We start from the raw sequence: 17,391 nt of genomic DNA on the forward strand, positions 1-17,391 counted from the left end.
TCCGGCGTTTGGCGCCTGGTGTCCGGCGTCCCGGTGGTGGGTGTTGAGCGGCGAAAAATTTCGAGTCGGACAGGAATGGCCGTCGGCAAAGTGGGAACGCGCACCGTACCCCCACGGGAGTCCGGCAATCGGTACCCCCACCCGGCGGTCGCCCAGGTTCCACCTCTCCCGGACCGGGCGGCCGCCCCCCTTTTGCCGTAGTGGGCCGCCCCTTTGCCGCAGTCATGGTCATTCTGTGGGGCGGGCCACACGGACCCGGCAGTGCGAGATCCCGGATGCGCGATAGCCTGACGGGTGGATCTCTTGATGCCAAGAGATCGATCATCTCTACGTCCCGCACCCCGGGGCAGGGATGCCCTCACCGCCAGCTGTCATACGGAGAACGCCATGACCCGCACTCCCGTGAACGTCACCGTCACCGGCGCGGCCGGCCAGATCGGTTACGCCCTGCTCTTCCGCATCGCCTCCGGCCAGCTGCTCGGCGCGGACGTGCCGGTCAAGCTGCGCCTCCTGGAGATCACGCCCGCGCTCAAGGCCGCCGAGGGCACCGCGATGGAGCTCGACGACTGCGCGTTCCCGCTCCTCAAGGGCATCGACATCAGCGACGACCCGAACGTCGCCTTCGACGGCGCCAACGTCGCGCTGCTCGTCGGCGCCCGCCCCCGCACCAAGGGCATGGAGCGCGGTGACCTCCTCGAGGCCAACGGCGGCATCTTCAAGCCGCAGGGCCAGGCCATCAACGCCCACGCCGCGGACGACATCAAGGTCCTGGTCGTCGGCAACCCGGCCAACACCAACGCGCTCATCGCGCAGGCCGCCGCGCCCGACGTACCGGCCGAGCGGTTCACCGCGATGACCCGCCTCGACCACAACCGCGCGCTGACCCAGCTCGCGAAGAAGACCGGCTCCACGGTCTCCGACATCAAGCGCCTCACCATCTGGGGCAACCACTCCGCCACCCAGTACCCGGACATCTTCCACGCCACCATCGCCGGCAAGAACGCCGCCGAGGTCGTGAGCGACGAGAAGTGGCTGGCCGAGGACTTCATCCCGACCGTCGCCAAGCGCGGTGCGGCAATCATCGAGGCCCGTGGCGCCTCTTCGGCCGCCTCCGCCGCCAACGCCGCCATCGACCACGTCCACACCTGGGTCAACGGCACCGCCGACGGCGACTGGGTCTCCATGGGTATTCCGTCCGACGGTTCCTACGGCGTTCCGGAGGGGCTCATCTCCTCCTTCCCCGTCACCACCAAGGACGGCAAGTACGAGATCGTGCAGGGCCTGGAGATCAACGAGTTCTCCCGCACCCGTATCGACGCCTCCGTCAAGGAGCTCGAGGAGGAGCGCGAGGCGGTCCGCTCCCTCGGCCTCATCTGAGTTCTGTCACGAACCTGCGCGGGCCCCGTTCCGGTTTCTTCCGGGACGGGGCCCGCGACTGTTTTCGCCGCTAGCGTCGGAAGCAGTAAGCATCAGGTGATTCGGGGGACTTGCCATGAGCGGATGGGACGGCAAACACGAGCCGAGCGAGGAGAGAGGCCAGGCGGCCTGGGCCGCGGGGGAGCTCGCACGGGAGCCGGTCACCCCGCCACCGTGGGCGTCGGCCCAGACCCAGACCTCGTTCTCGGCGCCCTGGCACATCCCGGCCCCCACTCAGCCCGCACCACGCCGCGCCCACCGGCTCCTGCCGGCCCTGCTCACCGCGGCCGTCCTCGGCGCAGGCGTCGGCACCGGCGTCTGGTACCTCATCCGCGACGACGCCCCCGCCACCGGAACGGCTCCCCTGCCGCGCGTCACCGTCACCACGCCGTCGGCACCCACGCTCAACTCCCCCTCCCCGTCCCCCTCCTCGCTCCCGGGCTACCGCCGCGCCCAGGACCCCGTCGGCTACACCCTCCACGTCCCCGAGGACTGGATCCGCAGCCAGAAGCAGGGCGACAAGGCCCCGGTGGTCCGCTACGACTCCCCGGACGGCGGCCGCAGCCTGCAGATCTTCGCGCTGGCGGAGGACACCCCGGCCGAGTCCCTCGACCTCGCCGAGAACGACCCCGGTTACGGTTTCTCGAACCAGCCCGGCTACCAGGCCCTGGACCGCGCCTCGGCCGCCACCTGGTCCGAGCTCACTTACCGCTACGACGACGAGAACAAGGGCCCGCGCCAGGTCATCGACCACCGCTTCGAGGCCGCCGACGGCACGCCGTACGCGATCCGCGCCGCCGGGCCGGAGGACCTGGCCCCGGCACTGGTCCGCGAACCGCTCGCCGCCGCACTGGAGTCCTTCTGCCCGGCGGGCGGGGGATGTCGGTGACGGTGATGGTGGCGGTGGCGGTGGCGGTTCAGGAGTGCCGCAGGCGCTTCTCGAACCAGTGACTGCCGTAGATGTCGTCGGTGTAGGCGGGGATCTCCGCGTATCCGCAGGCCCGGTACATCGCCTGTGCCTCGGTGAGCGTGGCGTGCGTGTCGAGGCGTACGACGGTCAACTCCCGTACGGCGGCGGCATGTTCGAGGGCTCCGAGGAGACGGCGGGCCAGGCCGAGGCGGCGGGCGTCCTTGTGCACCCAGACGTGGCGGATCTCGCCGACGCCCGGTTCCAGGCGCCGTAGCGCCCCGCAGCCGACCGGCCGCCCCTCCTCGTACGCGACGAAGAAGGCGCCCGCGTCCCCGGACACCTCGTCCGGCCGGACCAGGAAGGACTTGTCGTAGCCCTCGGGGAAACGCGCGTCGATGTCGGCCGCGTAGGCGTCCAGGCAGGCGCGGGCGTCGGGGCTCGCTCCGTCGACCTCCTCGACGGTGATCCCGGCGAGGCGCAGCAGCCGTCGTGCCGTCGTCATGGCCTCGGTCAGTTCCGTGCGCTGTGCCGCGCTCAGCCCTTCGAGCAGCCTGGCCGCGGCCGCCTCGGCCCGCCGGTTCTGTTCCTTCACCTCGACCCGCCCGGCCGGGGTCAGCTCGATCATCCGCAGCCGGTTGTCATCCGGGTGGGCCCTCAGCCGGACCATGCCCTGCGCCTCGAGCGCCTTGGCCATCCGGCTCAGGTACCCGGCGTCCAGGCCGAGCCGGCTCCTGAGCTCGCGCAGGGACGCGCCGTCCCCGATCTCGAACAGCAGCCGGGCCTCGCCGAGCGGGCGGTTCTGGCCGAGATAGTGGTCGTCCAGTACGCCGATCCGGCGCGTGAAGTAGCGGTTGAAACGGCGGAAGGCCGTCACGTCCTCCGGCGGGACCGGCTCCGCCGTGTCGGATGCGCGCCTGGACACAGTCCTCGCCGGCGTCGGCGCCGGCGCTGGTTCCGGCTCATGCCCTGGCTCTGGCTCTTGCCCTGGTTCTCGTTCTGGCCCTGGCCCTGACTCCATAATCTTTGACTTTAGTCAAAGGTCGCGTCGGCGGCCATGCCCTCGGCCGCTTCCGTGAGGCGCCGGCCGAGTGCTCGGGCCGCCTCCCGCAGTTCCGGCGGTCCGACGATGCGGAACGGGGCTCGGATCGCCGTGAGCTGCCCGGCGTACCAGTCCGGTTCGTCGGTGGTGGCGAGGAGGCGGGTGGTGCGGTCGTCGATCGGCTCGGGGCGGCCCAGGCTGCGGGGGAGCCATTCGGTCACGAGCGCGACCGGCGCTTCGATCACGATCTCCACCTCATACGTCCAGCCCTGGGAGAGGTGCTCCTCGAGGGTCTCGACGGGACGCAGACCGGTGGGCGGCTCGAAGGTCTCGGGGAGCGCCGTCACCGTGGCGACCCGGTCCACGCGCAGGACGCGGCGCGCGTCGCGCGTGTGCGACCAGCCGAGCAGATACCAGCGGCCGTGGTGGACGACGACCGCCCACGGATCGACCTCCATGGTGCGCTCGCCGCGCGAGCCCAGCCGGTAGCCGAGGCGCAGGCGGCGGTGTGCGGCGGCGGCCTGGACGAGGGCGGCGGTGGTGTCGGGGTCGGGGCGGGAGGCGGCGTCGGGCCCACCCCGGGCGCTGACCTTGCGGACCGCCTCGGCCGGGTGCGCGACCGGTTCGGGCAGGGCGCGCAGGAGCTTGCCGAGCGCGCTGCCCACCGGGCCGGCCGGGTCGGCCGCGTCGTGATGGCCGTCCAGTACGGCCATGACCAGGCCGAGCGCCTCGGTCGGGGTGAACATCAGCGGCGGCAGGCGCAGGCCCCGGCCGAGGCGGTAGCCGCCGTACGGGCCCCGGGTGGACTCGACGGGGATGCCGGCCTCGCGCAGGATGCCGACATAGCGGCGGGCGGCGCGCTCGGAGACGCCGAGGCGGTCGGCCAGGCGGTCGGCGGTGATACCGGGGTTGTTCTGGAGGAGTTCGAGGAGCAGGAGGGCGCGGGCGGTGGGGCTTTCGTCGTGGCTCATCCTCGGCCCAGGTGACCTTTGATTCCGGAAGTGGATCGACCGGAACCGACCCTAGTCTGCCGTCATGAGCTACGACACCGAAGAACAGGTCGTCACCGAGCCACCCGTCGCGGGCGACGAGATCGACACCCTCATCGGCTGCCTCGAACGGAACCGCAGGACGTTCGCCTGGAAGTGTGAGGGCCTCGACGCAGCCGGCCTGGGCGCGCGGCTCGCACCGTCCACGCTCACCCTGGGCGGGCTGCTCAAGCACCTGGCCCTCGTCGAGGACGAGTACTTCAGCCGGCGCCTGTCAGGGGTGGAGCTGGGACCGCCCTGGGACGCGGCCGACTGGGATGCCGAGCCCGACTGGGAATGGCGCTCGGCCGCCCAGGACAGTCCGGACGAGTTGTACGCGCTGTGGGCGGCGGCGGTGGCGCGCTCGCGGGTCCATGTGCGCAAGGCCGTCGCCGAGGGCGGTGCCGGACACCTCGCCGCGTACACCACGGCACGCGGGGAGTCGCCGAGCCTGCGGCGCCTGCTCGTCGACATGATCGAGGAGTACGCCCGCCATCTCGGCCAGGCCGACATGATCCGCGAGTCGATCGACGGCCGGGTGGGGGAGGACCCGCCGGCGGACTTCTGAACCACTCCACGGCTTCTGAACCAGCCTTCGGCGTCCCTTTCGTTCCTGTTTGCCCGCATGTTCAGTGACACAGCACACTTTCGGCCATCGATTGCGCATGCAATCCGAGGGCCCGGGCAGGCGATGACGGTCCTCGTGAGTGACACCTGTGTGACTCAGGGGCACCGACCAGGAACGGAAGGCAACACCGATCATGACCGGACAGCAGGCGCGGCAGGCACACCAGACGATTCACGCGGGCGGCGAGTGGCGCGAAGCCGTCACCGGCGCGACGCGCGAGATTCTCGACCCTGCGGACGCCCTGCCCTTCGCCGTGGTCGCGGAGGGTGACGAGAAGGACACCGACCTGGCCGTGGCGGCCGCCCACCGGGCCTTCGACGGCGGCCAGGGTCAGTGGCCCCGCACTCCCGTCGCCGAGCGCGCCGCCCTGCTGCGCCGCGTCGCCGACCTGCTGACGCGCGACCGCGAGAAGCTCGGTCTGCTGGAGAGCCGCGACGCCGGGAAGACCGTCGAAGAGGGCCGGGTCGACATCGACTGCGTCGCCGACGCCTTCCGCTACTTCGCCGACCTCGTCGCCGCCGAGGCGCCGGGCCGGGTCGTCGACGCGGGCTCGCCCGACATCCACAGCGTCGTCGTCCATGAGCCGGTCGGCGTGTGCGCGCTGATCACGCCCTGGAACTACCCCCTCCTCCAGGCCAGTTGGAAGATCGCGCCCGCGCTCGCCGCCGGGAACACCTTCGTCGTCAAGCCGAGCGAGATCACGCCGCTGACGACGATCGCCTTGATCGAGCTGCTCGTCGAGGCCGGTCTCCCGTCCGGCGTCGCCAACATCGTCACCGGGCCCGGCCATTCCGTCGGCGCCCGGCTCGCCGAGCACCCCGACGTCGACCTCGTCTCCTTCACCGGCGGCCTGGTCAGCGGCACGAAGGTGGCCCAGGCCGCCGCGCCCAGCGTCAAGAAGGTCGCCCTCGAACTCGGCGGCAAGAACCCCAACGTCGTCTTCGCCGACGCCTGCGCCACCGACGAGGCCTTCGACACCGCCGTCGACCAGGCCCTCAACGCCGCCTTCATCCACAGCGGTCAGGTCTGCTCGGCGGGCGCCCGCCTCATCGTCGAGGAGTCGATCCGGGACCGGTTCGTCGCCGAACTCGCCCGCCGGGCAAGCCGTATCCGCCTCGGTCGCGGCACCGCGGACGGCGTCGAGTGCGGACCGCTCGTCTCCGAGCAGCAGCGCGCCAAGGTCGAGGCGTACGTCGACTCCGCGCTCAAGGACGGCGCGGTACTGCGCTCCGGCGGCAAGCGTCCCGAGCCCTCGCCCGAGCGGCCGCAGAACGGCTACTTCTACGAGCCGACCCTCCTCGACCACTGCCACCGCGAGATGGCCGTCGTACGCGAGGAGGTCTTCGGCCCGGTCCTCACCGTCGAGACCTTCCGCACCGAGGACGAGGCGATCGCCCTCGCCAACGACACCGAGTACGGCCTCGCGGGCGCCGTCTGGACCGCCGACGCGGGCCGGGCCCGCCGGGTCGCCGGGCGCCTCCGGCACGGCACCGTCTGGATCAACGACTTCCACCCCTACCTCCCGCAGGCGGAGTGGGGCGGCTTCGGCAAGAGCGGGGTGGGCCGCGAGCTCGGCCCCGCCGGACTCGCCGAATACCGCGAGAGCAAGCACGTCTACCAGAACCTCGCGCCCAAGCCGGTGCGCTGGTTCGCGGGCTGACCCGAGCCCCGTAAGCCCGTCCAGCCCGAACCACCCTGGAGTACCACCCCATGCCCGACACCACCCCCCACACGTACGACTACGTCGTCATCGGCGGCGGCACCGCAGGCTCCGTCATCGCCTCCCGCCTCACCGAGAACCCGGATGTCACCGTCGCCGTCATCGAGGGCGGCCCCAGCGACGTCGGCCGCGACGACGTGCTGACCCTGCGCCGCTGGATGGGCCTGCTCGGCGGCGAGCTGGACTACGACTACCCGACCACCGAGCAGCCCCGCGGCAACTCGCACATCCGGCACAGCCGCGCCCGTGTCCTCGGCGGGTGTTCGAGCCACAACACCCTGATCGCCTTCAAGCCGCTGCCGTCCGACTGGGACGAGTGGGAGGCGGCCGGCGCCAAGGGCTGGGGCGCGGTGCCGATGGAGGCGTACTTCGCCCGGCTGAAGAACAACATCGTCCCGGTCGACGAGCAGGACCGGAACGCCATCGCCCGTGACTTCGTCGACGCGGCGCAGGGCGCGCTGGACGTGCCGCGCGTCGAAGGCTTCAACAAGCAGCCCTTCACCGAGGGCGTCGGCTTCTTCGACCTCGCCTACCACCCCGAGAACAACAAGCGTTCCTCGGCGTCGGTGGCGTATCTGCACCCGGTGATGGACGAGCGCGAGAACCTCACCATCCTGCTGGAGACCTGGGCGTACAAGCTGGAGCTCGACGGCACCCGCGCCGAGGGCGTGCACGTGCGCACCAAGGACGGCGAGGAGCTGCTGATCCGCGCCCGGCGCGAGGTCGTCCTGTCCGCGGGCGCCGTCGACACGCCCCGCCTGCTGATGCACTCCGGCATCGGCCCCAAGGAGGACCTCACCCAGCTGGGCATACCCGTGGTCCACGACCTGCCGGGCGTCGGCGAGAACCTGCTCGACCACCCCGAGTCGGTGATCGTCTGGGAGACCCACGGCCCGATACCCGAGAACTCGGCGATGGACTCCGACGCGGGCCTGTTCGTCCGCCGCGACCCCGAACACCAGGGCCCCGACCTGATGTTCCACTTCTACCAGATCCCCTTCACGGACAACCCCGAGCGACTGGGCTACGAGCGGCCGGAGTTCGGGGTGTCCATGACCCCGAACATCCCCAAGCCCAAGAGCCGCGGCCGGCTGTACCTGACCAGCGCCGACCCGGCCGTGAAGCCCGCCCTCGACTTCCGCTACTTCACCGACGAGGACGACTACGACGGCAGGACGCTGGTCGACGGCATCCGTATCGCCCGCGAGATCGCCGCCACCGAACCGCTGGCGAGCTGGCTCAAGCGCGAGGTGTGCCCCGGCCCGGACGTCACGGACGACGAGGAGCTGAGCGAGTACGCGCGCAAGGTCGCGCACACCGTGTACCACCCGGCGGGCACCTGCCGTATGGGCGCCGCCGACGACGAACTGGCCGTCGTGGACCCGCAGTTGAGGATCCGCGGCTTGGAGGGCATCCGTATCGCGGACGCCTCCGTCTTCCCGACGATGACCGCCGTGAACCCGATGATCGGGGTGCTCATGGTCGGGGAGAAGGCCGTGGACCTGATGGGAGGTGAGGCGTGATGAGTACGACGCCTCAGAACACTACGAACGAGACTTCTACGCCCGAGACTTCTACGCCTGAGACCTCGACGTCCGGGACCTCGACGCCCGAGAATTCGATACTCGAGGTCTCGACCCCCGGGACCTCGACGCCCGAGACCCGCAAGCCCCCGACCGCGCCGGTCTTCTCCGTCGAGGGCCTGTGGAAGGTCTTCGGCCCCAAGGCGCACCGCGTCCCCGCCGACCCCGAGCTGGCCGCGCTCGCGCCGGCCGAGCTGCGCACGCGCACGGGCTGCACGGCGGCGGTCCGGGACGTCTCCTTCGACGTCCGCAAGGGCGAGGTCTTCGTCGTCATGGGCCTGTCCGGCTCCGGCAAGTCCACGCTGGTGCGCTGTCTGACCCGGCTGATCGAGCCGACGGCGGGCACCATCGCCATCGACGGCGAGGACGTGCGCGCCATGGACAAGACCCGCCTGCGCGAACTGCGCCGGCACCGCGCCGCGATGGTCTTCCAGCACTTCGGCCTGCTGCCGCACCGCACGGTCCTCGACAACGTGGCCTACGGCCTGGAGATCCAGGGCGTCGGCAAGGCGGAGCGCCGCGAGCGGGCCGCCGAGGTGGTGGCCAAGGTCGGCCTGGAGGGCATGGAGCACCGCAGGCCGGGCCAGCTGTCCGGCGGTCAGCGCCAGCGTGTGGGCCTCGCCCGGGCGCTGGCGGTGGACCCCGAGGTCCTGCTCTTCGACGAGCCCTTCAGCGCGCTCGACCCGCTGATCCGGCGGGACATGCAGGAGGAGGTCGTCCGCCTGCACCGCGAGGAGGGCCGCACCATGGTCTTCATCACCCATGACCTGAGCGAGGCGCTCAAGCTGGGCGACCGTATCGCCCTGATGCGCGACGGCCGCGTGGTCCAGCTGGGCACCCCCGAGGAGATCGTGGGCTCGCCTGCCGACGACTACGTCCGCGAGTTCGTCCGCGACGTCCCGCGCGAGCAGGTCATGACCGTGCGTACGGCCATGCGGACCGCGTCGGCGGACGAGGCGGGCAGCGGTCCGGCTCTGGCGCCGGACGCGACGGTGTCGGAGGCGATCGAGGCCGTGGCACGTACCGGGGCCCCGGCCCGGGTCATGGACGGGGCACGTTGTCTGGGGGTGGTCGACCACGAACGCCTCCTCGGCGTCGTGGCGGGGACGGAGCAGGGTGCCGTAGCGGGGGCAGGGAAGAGCAAGGAGGTGGCGTGATGGCCACCGTCACCACTGCCGCCCCTCGTATCGCGGTTCCCGGCGTCCTCAAACGCCCCGGCATCCGCAAGCTCCTGCTGCTCGCCCTCGTCGCCGCGATCCTCGTACCGCTGGCCGACGCCCGCTGGGCGAGCGGCACCTGGCCCGCCGCGCTGACCGTCGACTTCACCGAGCCGCTCACCAAGGCCAGCGTCTGGATCATCGACAACCGGGACAGCCACCCGCTGTTCCTCTACTTCTTCGGGCACATCAGCAACGCGGTCGTGCTCTGCGTACGCGCCGTGTACCTGGTGCTGCTCGCGGCCGGCTGGGCCGGCGTCACCGCAGCCGCGTCCCTCGTCGCCTGGCGCGTCGCCGGCTTCAGACTCGCCGCGGGCACCGGGATCGCCTTCCTGGCCTGCGGGTTCCTCGGCATGTGGATCCCGACCATGCAGACCCTCGCGCTCATGGTCGTCGCGGTCCTCGCGTCGGTCGCCGTGGGCGCGCTGCTCGGTCTCGCCGCCGGTCTCTCCGACCGTATGGACAAAATCCTGCGCCCCGTCCTGGACACCATGCAGGTGCTCCCGGCGTACGCCTACCTGCTCCCCGTCGTCCTGGTCTTCGGCATGGGCGTCCCCGCGGCCGTCCTGGCCACCGTCGTCTATGCCGCCCCGCCGATGGCCCGGCTCACCGCCCTCGGCCTGCGCGGCGCCGACAAGGAGGTGCTGGAGGCGGTCGAGTCGCTCGGCACCACCGCGCGGCAGCGCCTGCTGACCGCCCGCATCCCGCTGGCCCGCAAGGAGCTCCTCCTCGGCCTCAACCAGACGATCATGATGGCGCTGTCCATGGCGGTCATCGCGTCGGTCATCGGCGCGGGCGGCCTCGGTGACCGCGTCTACCAGGCGCTGGGGTCCGTGGACGTGGGCGCGGCACTCGCGGCCGGTATCCCGATCGTGCTGCTCGCCGTCGTACTGGACCGGGTGACCGGCGCGGCGGGGGAGGCGCTCGGTGACGAGCCGCGGCCGGGCGGCCGGGCACGCTGGCTGTACGCCCTGGTCGCCGCCGTGGCCGTAGCCGTCGCCGGGCGGCTGGCGGGACGCCTCGACTGGCCCGACGCCTGGGCCCTGAACATCGCCCAGCCGGTCAACCGCGCCGTCGACTGGATGACCGACCACCTCTACTCCGGCGTCCCCGTCATCGGCGGCACCGCCGACTGGGCGGCCCACTTCACCACCTGGGTCCTCGACCCCGTGCGCGACACCCTGCAGTGGCTGCCCCGGTGGTCGGTCCTGCTGATCGTCGCCGCCCTCGCCTGGCTGATCGGCACCTGGCGCACCGCGCTGACCGCCGTGCTCGCCATGGCCGCGATCGGCGTCCTGGGCGTGTGGACTCCGTCGCTCGACACCCTCTCCCAGGTGCTGGCGGCCGTCGCCGTCACCCTGGTCCTGGGCTTCGCGACCGGCATCGCGGCGGCGCGCAGCGACCGGGTCGAACGCCTGCTGCGGCCCGTCCTGGACGTCTTCCAGACGATGCCGCAGTTCGTGTACCTGATCCCGGTGGTCGCGCTGTTCGGCGTGGGCCGCGCCCCGGCCGTCGCGGCAGCCGTCGTCTACGCCCTGCCCGCCGTCGTCCGCATCACCACCCAGGGCCTGCGCCAGGTCGACCCGGCCGCCCTGGAGTCGGCCCGCTCGCTCGGCGCGACGCCCGCCCAGCAGCTGCGCCAGGTCCAACTCCCGCTCGCCCGCCCGGCGCTGCTGCTCGCCGTCAACCAGGGCGTCGTCCTGGTCCTCGCCGTCGTCATCATCGGCGGCCTGGTCGGCGGTGGCGCGCTCGGCTACGAGGTCGTCGCCGGCCTCGCCCAGGGCGACCTCGCGACCGGTCTGGTGGCCGGCGCGGCGATCGTCTGCCTGGGCCTGATGCTCGACCGGGTGACCCAGCCGACGGAACGCCGCGCGAAGAAGGGAGCGTGACATGCGACTTCGCAAACCTGTCCGTGGCCATTTCCGTACGACTGCCGTAGTGGCCGGCGTGTCCTCGCTTCTGCTGCTCACCGGCTGCGGCGCCGCCGACATGACCAAGCAGGCCTCGCCGTTCGCCAACGCGCAGGGCGCCAAGACCGTGACCCTGTCCGTCCAGTCCTGGGTCGGCGCGCAGGCCAACGTGGCCGTCGCCCAGTACCTCCTGGAGCACAAGCTCGGCTACCGCGTCGACACCGTCCAGATCGACGAGGTCCCCGCCTGGGACGCGCTCAGCCAGGGCCGCGTCGACGCGCTCATGGAGGACTGGGGCCACCCCGAGGAGGAGCAGCGGTACGTCAAGGACAAGAAGACGATCGTGCCCGGCGGCGACCTCGGGGTCACCGGGCACATCGGCTGGTACGTCCCGACGTACTTCGCCGAGCAGCACCCGGACGTCACCGACTGGAAGAACCTGAACAAGTACGCCGACCGGATGCGCACCGCCGAGAGCGGTGGCAAGGGCCAGCTGATGGACGGCTCGCCCTCCTACGTCACCAACGACAAGGCGCTGGTGAGCAATCTGGACCTGGACTACCAGGTGGTGTTCGCCGGTTCGGAGGCCGCGCAGATCACGCAGATCAAACAGTTCGCCAAGGAGAAGAAGCCCTTCCTGACGTACTGGTACGAGCCGCAGTGGCTGTTCAAGAAGGTCCCCATGACCGAGGTGAAGCTGCCGGCGTACAAGGAGGGCTGCGACGCCGACCCGAAGAAGGTCGCCTGCGCCTATCCGCACACCCCGCTGCAGAAGTACCTCAACTCGGACTTCGCCAAGACCGGCGGGGAGGCGGCGGCCCTGCTGAAGAAGTTCAAGTGGACGACCGAGGACCAGAACGAGGTCTCCCTGATGATCGCCGAGCAGAAGCTGTCGCCGGAGGAGGCGGCGAAGAAGTGGGTGGACAGCCACGAGTCCACGTGGAAGGCGTGGCTGTCCTGAGCCGCTAGCCGAGGTGCGCGGTGATCTCGCGCAGCGCCTCGGCGGCCCTGCGCTGGAGCCCCGGCCCGAACGTGATCCGGGTGGCCCCGAGTTCGCCGAGTTCGGCGGGCGAGGGGCCACCGGTCACGGTGCCGTGCACATTGATCGGCCCCTGGATCCCGGACCGCAGTAGCGGCAGTACGTCGGTGGGGGCACCGATCGGATACACGCAGTCGGCGCCCGCGGCGACGTACAACGCGGCCCGCTCGATGGCCCGTTCGGCGGCTTGTTCCATGGCCTGCTTGGGGCCGGCGCCACCGTGTGCCCGGATGAAGGTGTCGATCCGGGCGTTGACGAAGAGCCGGTCGGCGGCCGCGTGCCGCACCTCGGCGAGCCAGTCGGCGTGCGCCCGCGGGTCCTTGAGCGTCCCGTCCTCGGAGTCCTCCAGGTTGCACCCCACGGCACCCGTCTCCAGCAGCCTGTCCACCAGCTCCTTCGGCGCGATCCCGTACCCGCCCTCGATGTCCGCCGACACCGGCACGTCGACCGCCCGGACGATCCGCGCGACCGCCGCGAACATCTCGTCGGCCGGGGTCTGCCCGTCCTCGTACCCGAGGGATGCGGCGACACCCGCACTCGGTGTGGCGAGCGCCGGGAACCCGGCCTCGACGAAGACGCGGGCGCTCGCGGCGTCCCAGGGTCCGGGCAGGACGAGCGGGTCGCCGGGCGCCTTTCGTCGATGCAGCGCGCGGAAGGCCTCGATCTTGGTCACGGTGTGTATCCCCCAGGTGGAATGCGGCGGGTGACCATCACCCGGTTCCAGTTGTTGATGGCGACGACCAGCCCGATGAGATGGGCGAGCGGGACGGCGTCGAAGTGCGCGGCGGCACGGTCGTACACGTCGTCGGGCACAAAGCCCTCCGTGAGGACGGTGACGGCCTCGGCCAGCGCGAGCGCGGCCCGCTCCCGCTCGCTGAAGACGTCCCCGGCCTCCTCCCAGGCGGCCAGCAGGTCGAGCTGCTTCTCGCTCACGCCGTGCTTGCGGGCGAGGGCGAGATGCATGTCCAGGCAGAAGGCACAGTGGTTGAGCTGCGAGGCCCGGATCACGACGAGCTCGGCGAGCGCGGGGTCGCCGAGGCCCGCCTTCGCGGCGGCACTGACGGCCGACATGGCCTGCCCGACCTCACGGTCGAGGAGATTCGTACGGGTCACTGGTGCCGTACGGGTCACTGGTGCTGCCCCGGCTGGTAGTGCCCCGGAGTCATACGGCAGGTCACCCCGAACCGGTTCCACGCGTTGATCACCGTGATCGCGGCGATGAGCTGCGCCAGCTCGGCCTCCTCGAAGTGCGCGGCGGCGCGGTCGTACACCTCGTCGGGCACGAACCCGTCCGTCAGTACGGTCACCGCCTCCGTCAGCTCGATCGCCGCGAGCTCCTTCGGGGTGTAGAAGTGCGCGGACTCCTCCCAGGCGGCGAGCTGCACGATCCGCTCGACGCTCTCGCCCGCCGCGAGCGCGTCCTTGGTGTGCATGTCCAGGCAGAACGCGCAGTGGTTGATCTGCGACGCACGGATCTTGACCAGCTCGTACAGCTTCGGTTCGAGCCCCTTCCGAGCGGCAGCGTCGAGCCGGATCATCGCCTTGTAGACGTCGGGGGCATGCTCGGCCCAGCGCAGCCGGGAGGGGTGCTCGGGCGCGTACTCCACTGCAGTGGCGCTCGTGACGATTGTGTCGGCTGCGCCATTTGTGCCGTTTGCGCCGTTTGTGTCGGTCGTCGTGGGGGTCGGGGCGGTCGGGGCGGTCGCGGTGCTGTCGATCGTGGTCATGATCTCGACCCTAGGAACGAAGCAGCCCAGGAGTATGGTCCACTTTCATGGCAAAACCTTGGGCCACTCTGGGCATCGACCTCCACCTGGAACCGACTGGCCCGGGCCTGCGCCGGGGCCTGACCGACGCCCTGCGTGACGCGGTCCGCACCGGCCGCCTCGCTCCGGGCACCCGGCTGCCCTCCTCCCGCTCCCTCGCCGCCGACCTCGGCATTGCGCGCAACACGGTCGCCGAGGCCTACGCCGAACTGGTCGCCGAGGGCTGGCTCACCGCCCGCCAGGGCTCGGTCACCCGGGTGGCCGACCGCACGGTGACCCCGCCGACGGGCACGACGACCGCCCTCTCCCCGCGAGAGCGCCCCCGCCCCGCCTACGACCTGGTCCCCGGCACCCCCGACCTCGCCGCCTTCCCCCGCACGGAGTGGCTCAAGGCGGCCCGTCGCGCCTTCCTCGCCGCCCCGAACCAGGCCCTCGGCTACGGCGACCCGCGCGGCCGCGCCGAACTGCGCACCGCTCTCGCCGGCTACCTGTCCCGCGCGCGGGGCGTGCGCGCCGACCCCGAACGCATCGTGGTGTGCGCGGGTTTCGTGCACGGACTGCAGCTGCTCGGCAAGGTGTTGCGGGCGCGCGGGGTGGAGAGGGTCGCGGTGGAGTCGTACGGCTTGGTGCCGCACTGGAAGCAGCTGACGGCGGCCGGTCTGGAGACGGTCCCGCTCCCCTTCGACGAACTCGGCACGAATCCAACGGAGTTGACGCGAGATGCGGAGATGACGCGCGAGGCGGAGTCGACGCGCCAGACGCAGTCCCCTGACGTGGGCGCGGTCCTGCTGACCCCCGCCCACCAGTTCCCCATGGGCGTACCCCTGCACCGCGACCGCCGGGCGACGGTGGTGGACTGGGCGCGCCGCACCGGCGGGCTGGTCCTGGAGGACGACTACGACGGCGAGTTCCGCTACGACCGCCAGCCGGTCGGCGCGCTGCAAGGCCTGGACCCCGACCACGTCGTCTACCTGGGCACGGCCAGCAAGTCCCTCGCCCCCGGCCTGCGCCTGGCCTGGATGGTGCTGCCGCCGACGTTGGTGGAGGAGGTGACGGCGGCGAAGGGCGGCGTGGACACCTGCGGGGCCCTGGATCAGTTGACCCTGGCGGAGTTCCTCACGTCCGGCGCCTACGACCGCCATGTCCGCGCCGCCCGCCTGCGCTACCGCCGCCGCAGAGACGCCCTGGTGCGAGCCCTGGCCACACACGCCCCCCACCTCCAGGTCACCGGCATCGCCGCCGGCCTCCACGCCGTCCTGCGCCTCCCACCCGGCACGGAACAGTCAGTGGTCCAGGCGGCGAACTGGCAGGGCCTCGCCCTCCACGGCCTCACCTTCTACCGCCACGAGGCCGCCATCACGCAGCCAGTGGACGCCCTGGTCGTGGGCTACGGCACACCACCGGACCACGCGTGGGCGGGCGCATTGGAGGCGCTGTGCAGGGCGTTGCCGTGAGAGCACTACGGCCTGCGAAGGGGGCGGTCACTTCCCGGCGTAGGTCAGGCATTCGAGCGCGTCCGGCGTGTGAGGACGAGTACGGCCATCCCGATCCCCCGCCCACCCGCGGGGGCTCTGCCTCACTGCGGCGGCGGCTACTTCCCGGCGCCGGCCGGCATCATCCAGCCTGTCCGGCGTTTGAGGACGAGGCCCGTTCAGGGCCGATGGGGGTCCAGGGGGCTTCGCCCCCGGCGGGGGCGAAGGGGCGGAGCCCCTTCAAGGACGGGACGGGTAGGGGCGGCGGGGGCGAATCCACCCGGACCGCAACCACGACGAACCGTCACCGCACAGCAGCCCCCCGCCCCTCGACCTCACCGCCGGAGGCAACCGGCGCCTCCCCGAACCGCGCCAACACCACCGCCCCCGCCACAGCCACCACAAACCCCAACACAGCCAGCCAAGCCAACCCGTCCCGCGTACGATCCCCCAGCCACACCACCCCCACCACCGCCGGCCCGACCGTCTCCCCGATCACCATCGCCGCCGTCGCCACCGTCACAGCCCCCCGCTGCAACGCCGACGTCAGCGCCAAAAACGCCGCCCCACCCCCCAACAGCAGCGCATACGTCGCCGGATTCACCAGCACCTCCGACACCGCGACCGAGTCGATCAGCCGCACCGCCACCTCCACCACCCCGAACCCGAACCCGGCCGCCAGCCCGAGCACCAACCCCCGCCCCCGCTCCGGCAGCAGCCCACCCGCCAGCCCCACCACCAGCACCCCCACGGCCACCCCGAGCATCGCGAACCTCAGCGCGTCCGACCCCGCCCGATCCCCCTCCGTCCCGGACGCCAGCCCCAGCATCGCCAGCCCGGCACACACCACCCCCACCGCACCCCACTCACCCGGGCTCAACCGCACCCGCAGCAACCGCGCCGCGACCACCGCCGTCACGGCGAGACTGGACGCCAACGCGGCCCCGACGGCGTAGATCGGAATCGACCGCAGCGCGACGACCTGCAACACGAACCCGAGCCCGTCCAGCGCCAGCCCGGCCAGATACCGCCACTGCCGCAGCGCCCGCAGCAACACCCCCGCCTCGCCGCCCCCGCCTCCCTGAGCGCCCGCAGCCCGCGCGGCCATCGCCTGCAAGACGGTGGCCGTACCGAAACAGACCGCCGCACCCAGCGCACACACCATCCCAAACAACACAAAGCGACTGTAGGGGAGGGGGAGAAGGGCAGGCCCCCCGACAGCCGCCCGCACAACGATCTCTAGGCTGTCCGCCGAACGAACAACCAGGCGGGAACGAACCACCAGACGGGGGAGACACGAATGGCGGAAACGCGACGCAGGCTGCGCTCGAGCACGGTCGTGCTCGGCGGCATGGGAGTCATAGCGGCGGCCCTGACCTCCTGCGGCTCGGAACCCGACCGCCGCTGCGTCGACCGCGACAGCTACACCTACGAGGGCTACAAGATCATCGCGGACAAGAACTGCACGTCCGGCACCAGTTCGAGCTCGTCGTACGCCAAGGGCAGCAAGCGGAAGAAGTCCAGCAGCTCCGACGCCGCCTGGTACTACGACGCCGACACCGACGACGGCCGCGCCGACTTCGGCACCTTCAGCCGCAGCGAGGCCGTCGACCGAGGCGGCTTCGGCTGCTCGGGCTCGGGCAGCAGCGGCGGCTGAGCAGGA

Annotated in this window: 16 protein-coding genes; 10 read left to right on the forward strand and 6 right to left on the reverse strand. The window is 71.6% G+C overall.

The window, feature by feature from the left end:
• Positions 1-387: 387 nt before the first annotated feature.
• Both EHO50_RS24205 and EHO50_RS24210 read left to right on the forward strand, forming a co-directional pair.
• Positions 388-1,377: a malate dehydrogenase gene (locus EHO50_RS24205; protein ID WP_128433260.1), complete on the forward strand. Its 990-nt coding sequence runs from the start codon at positions 388-390 to the stop codon at positions 1,375-1,377.
• A gap of 115 nt (positions 1,378-1,492) precedes the next feature.
• Positions 1,493-2,305: a hypothetical protein gene (locus EHO50_RS24210; protein ID WP_128433261.1), complete on the forward strand. Its 813-nt coding sequence runs from the start codon at positions 1,493-1,495 to the stop codon at positions 2,303-2,305.
• A gap of 28 nt (positions 2,306-2,333) precedes the next feature.
• Here the strand turns inward: EHO50_RS24210 and EHO50_RS24215 are convergent, their stop codons facing one another.
• Positions 2,334-3,248 carry a bifunctional helix-turn-helix transcriptional regulator/GNAT family N-acetyltransferase gene (locus EHO50_RS24215; protein WP_246101371.1) on the reverse strand — a complete coding sequence of 305 codons (915 nt, stop codon included), beginning with the start codon at positions 3,246-3,248 and terminating at the stop codon, positions 2,334-2,336.
• Between the two features lie 107 nt (positions 3,249-3,355).
• Positions 3,356-4,336 carry a helix-turn-helix transcriptional regulator gene (locus tag EHO50_RS24220; RefSeq protein WP_128433263.1) on the reverse strand — a complete coding sequence of 327 codons (981 nt, stop codon included), beginning with the start codon at positions 4,334-4,336 and terminating at the stop codon, positions 3,356-3,358.
• 64 nt (positions 4,337-4,400) lie between these two features.
• Between EHO50_RS24220 and EHO50_RS24225 the strand changes: the two genes are divergently transcribed.
• From EHO50_RS24225 to EHO50_RS24250, 6 genes are all read left to right on the forward strand, one after another.
• Positions 4,401-4,961: a DinB family protein gene (locus EHO50_RS24225; RefSeq protein ID WP_128433264.1), complete on the forward strand. Its 561-nt coding sequence runs from the start codon at positions 4,401-4,403 to the stop codon at positions 4,959-4,961.
• A gap of 193 nt (positions 4,962-5,154) precedes the next feature.
• Entirely contained in the window at positions 5,155-6,681 is a 1,527-nt protein-coding gene (locus EHO50_RS24230) for an aldehyde dehydrogenase family protein (RefSeq protein WP_128433265.1), read from the forward strand.
• Positions 6,682-6,731: 50 nt separating this feature from the next.
• Positions 6,732-8,264 (forward strand): GMC family oxidoreductase, encoded by a 1,533-nt coding sequence (locus EHO50_RS24235; RefSeq protein ID WP_128433266.1) that lies wholly within the window; start codon positions 6,732-6,734, stop codon positions 8,262-8,264.
• Positions 8,264-9,481, forward strand: a complete 1,218-nt coding sequence (locus EHO50_RS24240; RefSeq protein ID WP_246101373.1) for a betaine/proline/choline family ABC transporter ATP-binding protein — start codon at positions 8,264-8,266, stop codon at positions 9,479-9,481. The genes EHO50_RS24235 and EHO50_RS24240 overlap by 1 nt, the downstream gene beginning before the upstream one ends.
• Positions 9,481-11,430 carry an ABC transporter permease gene (locus EHO50_RS24245; RefSeq protein ID WP_128433267.1) on the forward strand — a complete coding sequence of 650 codons (1,950 nt, stop codon included), beginning with the start codon at positions 9,481-9,483 and terminating at the stop codon, positions 11,428-11,430. Before EHO50_RS24240 ends, EHO50_RS24245 begins: the two co-directional genes overlap by 1 nt.
• 1 nt (position 11,431) lies before the next feature.
• Entirely contained in the window at positions 11,432-12,412 is a 981-nt protein-coding gene (locus tag EHO50_RS24250) for an ABC transporter substrate-binding protein (RefSeq protein WP_128433268.1), read from the forward strand.
• Between the two features lie 4 nt (positions 12,413-12,416).
• On the opposite strand, the gene EHO50_RS24255 is transcribed toward EHO50_RS24250, so the two are convergent.
• From EHO50_RS24255 to EHO50_RS24265, 3 genes are read right to left on the reverse strand one after another with little or no spacing between them, the layout of a single operon-like run.
• Positions 12,417-13,163, reverse strand: coding sequence for an isocitrate lyase/PEP mutase family protein (locus tag EHO50_RS24255; RefSeq protein ID WP_128433269.1), 747 nt, complete (start codon positions 13,161-13,163; stop codon positions 12,417-12,419).
• Complete coding sequence (locus EHO50_RS24260; protein ID WP_281288240.1) at positions 13,160-13,603, reverse strand: carboxymuconolactone decarboxylase family protein; 444 nt, start codon at positions 13,601-13,603, stop codon at positions 13,160-13,162. The genes EHO50_RS24255 and EHO50_RS24260 overlap by 4 nt, the downstream gene beginning before the upstream one ends.
• Positions 13,604-13,617: 14 nt before the next feature.
• Positions 13,618-14,217, reverse strand: coding sequence for a carboxymuconolactone decarboxylase family protein (locus EHO50_RS24265; RefSeq protein ID WP_128433270.1), 600 nt, complete (start codon positions 14,215-14,217; stop codon positions 13,618-13,620).
• Positions 14,218-14,264: 47 nt separating this feature from the next.
• On the opposite strand from EHO50_RS24265, the gene pdxR reads away from it, so the two are divergent.
• Complete coding sequence (gene pdxR / locus EHO50_RS24270) at positions 14,265-15,710, forward strand: MocR-like pyridoxine biosynthesis transcription factor PdxR (protein WP_128433271.1); 1,446 nt, start codon at positions 14,265-14,267, stop codon at positions 15,708-15,710.
• A 322-nt stretch (positions 15,711-16,032) separates the two neighbouring features.
• Here the strand turns inward: pdxR and EHO50_RS24275 are convergent, their stop codons facing one another.
• A complete protein-coding gene (locus tag EHO50_RS24275; RefSeq protein ID WP_128433503.1) occupies positions 16,033-16,893 on the reverse strand; it encodes a DMT family protein in 861 nt (286 codons plus the stop codon).
• A 135-nt stretch (positions 16,894-17,028) separates the two neighbouring features.
• On the opposite strand from EHO50_RS24275, the gene EHO50_RS24280 reads away from it, so the two are divergent.
• Complete coding sequence (locus EHO50_RS24280; protein WP_128433272.1) at positions 17,029-17,385, forward strand: hypothetical protein; 357 nt, start codon at positions 17,029-17,031, stop codon at positions 17,383-17,385.
• The last annotated feature ends 6 nt before the right edge of the window (positions 17,386-17,391 follow it).

It is taken from the genome of Streptomyces cyaneus (assembly GCF_004028635.1).
Taxonomy (GTDB): domain Bacteria; phylum Actinomycetota; class Actinomycetes; order Streptomycetales; family Streptomycetaceae; genus Streptomyces; species Streptomyces cyaneus.

Bases quoted from the DNA above. Each gene is read 5' to 3' on its own strand.
- EHO50_RS24210 (WP_128433261.1), top strand. From the start codon at position 1,493: ATGAGCGGATGGGACGGCAAACACGAGCCGAGCGAGGAGAGAGGCCAG.
- EHO50_RS24205 (WP_128433260.1), top strand. From the start codon at position 388: ATGACCCGCACTCCCGTGAACGTCACCGTCACCGGCGCGGCCGGCCAG.
- EHO50_RS24240 (WP_246101373.1), top strand. From the start codon at position 8,264: ATGAGTACGACGCCTCAGAACACTACGAACGAGACTTCTACGCCCGAG.
- pdxR (WP_128433271.1), top strand. From the start codon at position 14,265: ATGGCAAAACCTTGGGCCACTCTGGGCATCGACCTCCACCTGGAACCG.
- EHO50_RS24225 (WP_128433264.1), top strand. From the start codon at position 4,401: ATGAGCTACGACACCGAAGAACAGGTCGTCACCGAGCCACCCGTCGCG.
- EHO50_RS24250 (WP_128433268.1), top strand. From the start codon at position 11,432: ATGCGACTTCGCAAACCTGTCCGTGGCCATTTCCGTACGACTGCCGTA.
- EHO50_RS24220 (WP_128433263.1), bottom strand. From the start codon at position 4,336: ATGAGCCACGACGAAAGCCCCACCGCCCGCGCCCTCCTGCTCCTCGAA.
- EHO50_RS24230 (WP_128433265.1), top strand. From the start codon at position 5,155: ATGACCGGACAGCAGGCGCGGCAGGCACACCAGACGATTCACGCGGGC.
- EHO50_RS24245 (WP_128433267.1), top strand. From the start codon at position 9,481: ATGGCCACCGTCACCACTGCCGCCCCTCGTATCGCGGTTCCCGGCGTC.
- EHO50_RS24265 (WP_128433270.1), bottom strand. From the start codon at position 14,217: ATGACCACGATCGACAGCACCGCGACCGCCCCGACCGCCCCGACCCCC.
- EHO50_RS24280 (WP_128433272.1), top strand. From the start codon at position 17,029: ATGGCGGAAACGCGACGCAGGCTGCGCTCGAGCACGGTCGTGCTCGGC.
- EHO50_RS24275 (WP_128433503.1), bottom strand. From the start codon at position 16,893: ATGGTGTGTGCGCTGGGTGCGGCGGTCTGTTTCGGTACGGCCACCGTC.
- EHO50_RS24235 (WP_128433266.1), top strand. From the start codon at position 6,732: ATGCCCGACACCACCCCCCACACGTACGACTACGTCGTCATCGGCGGC.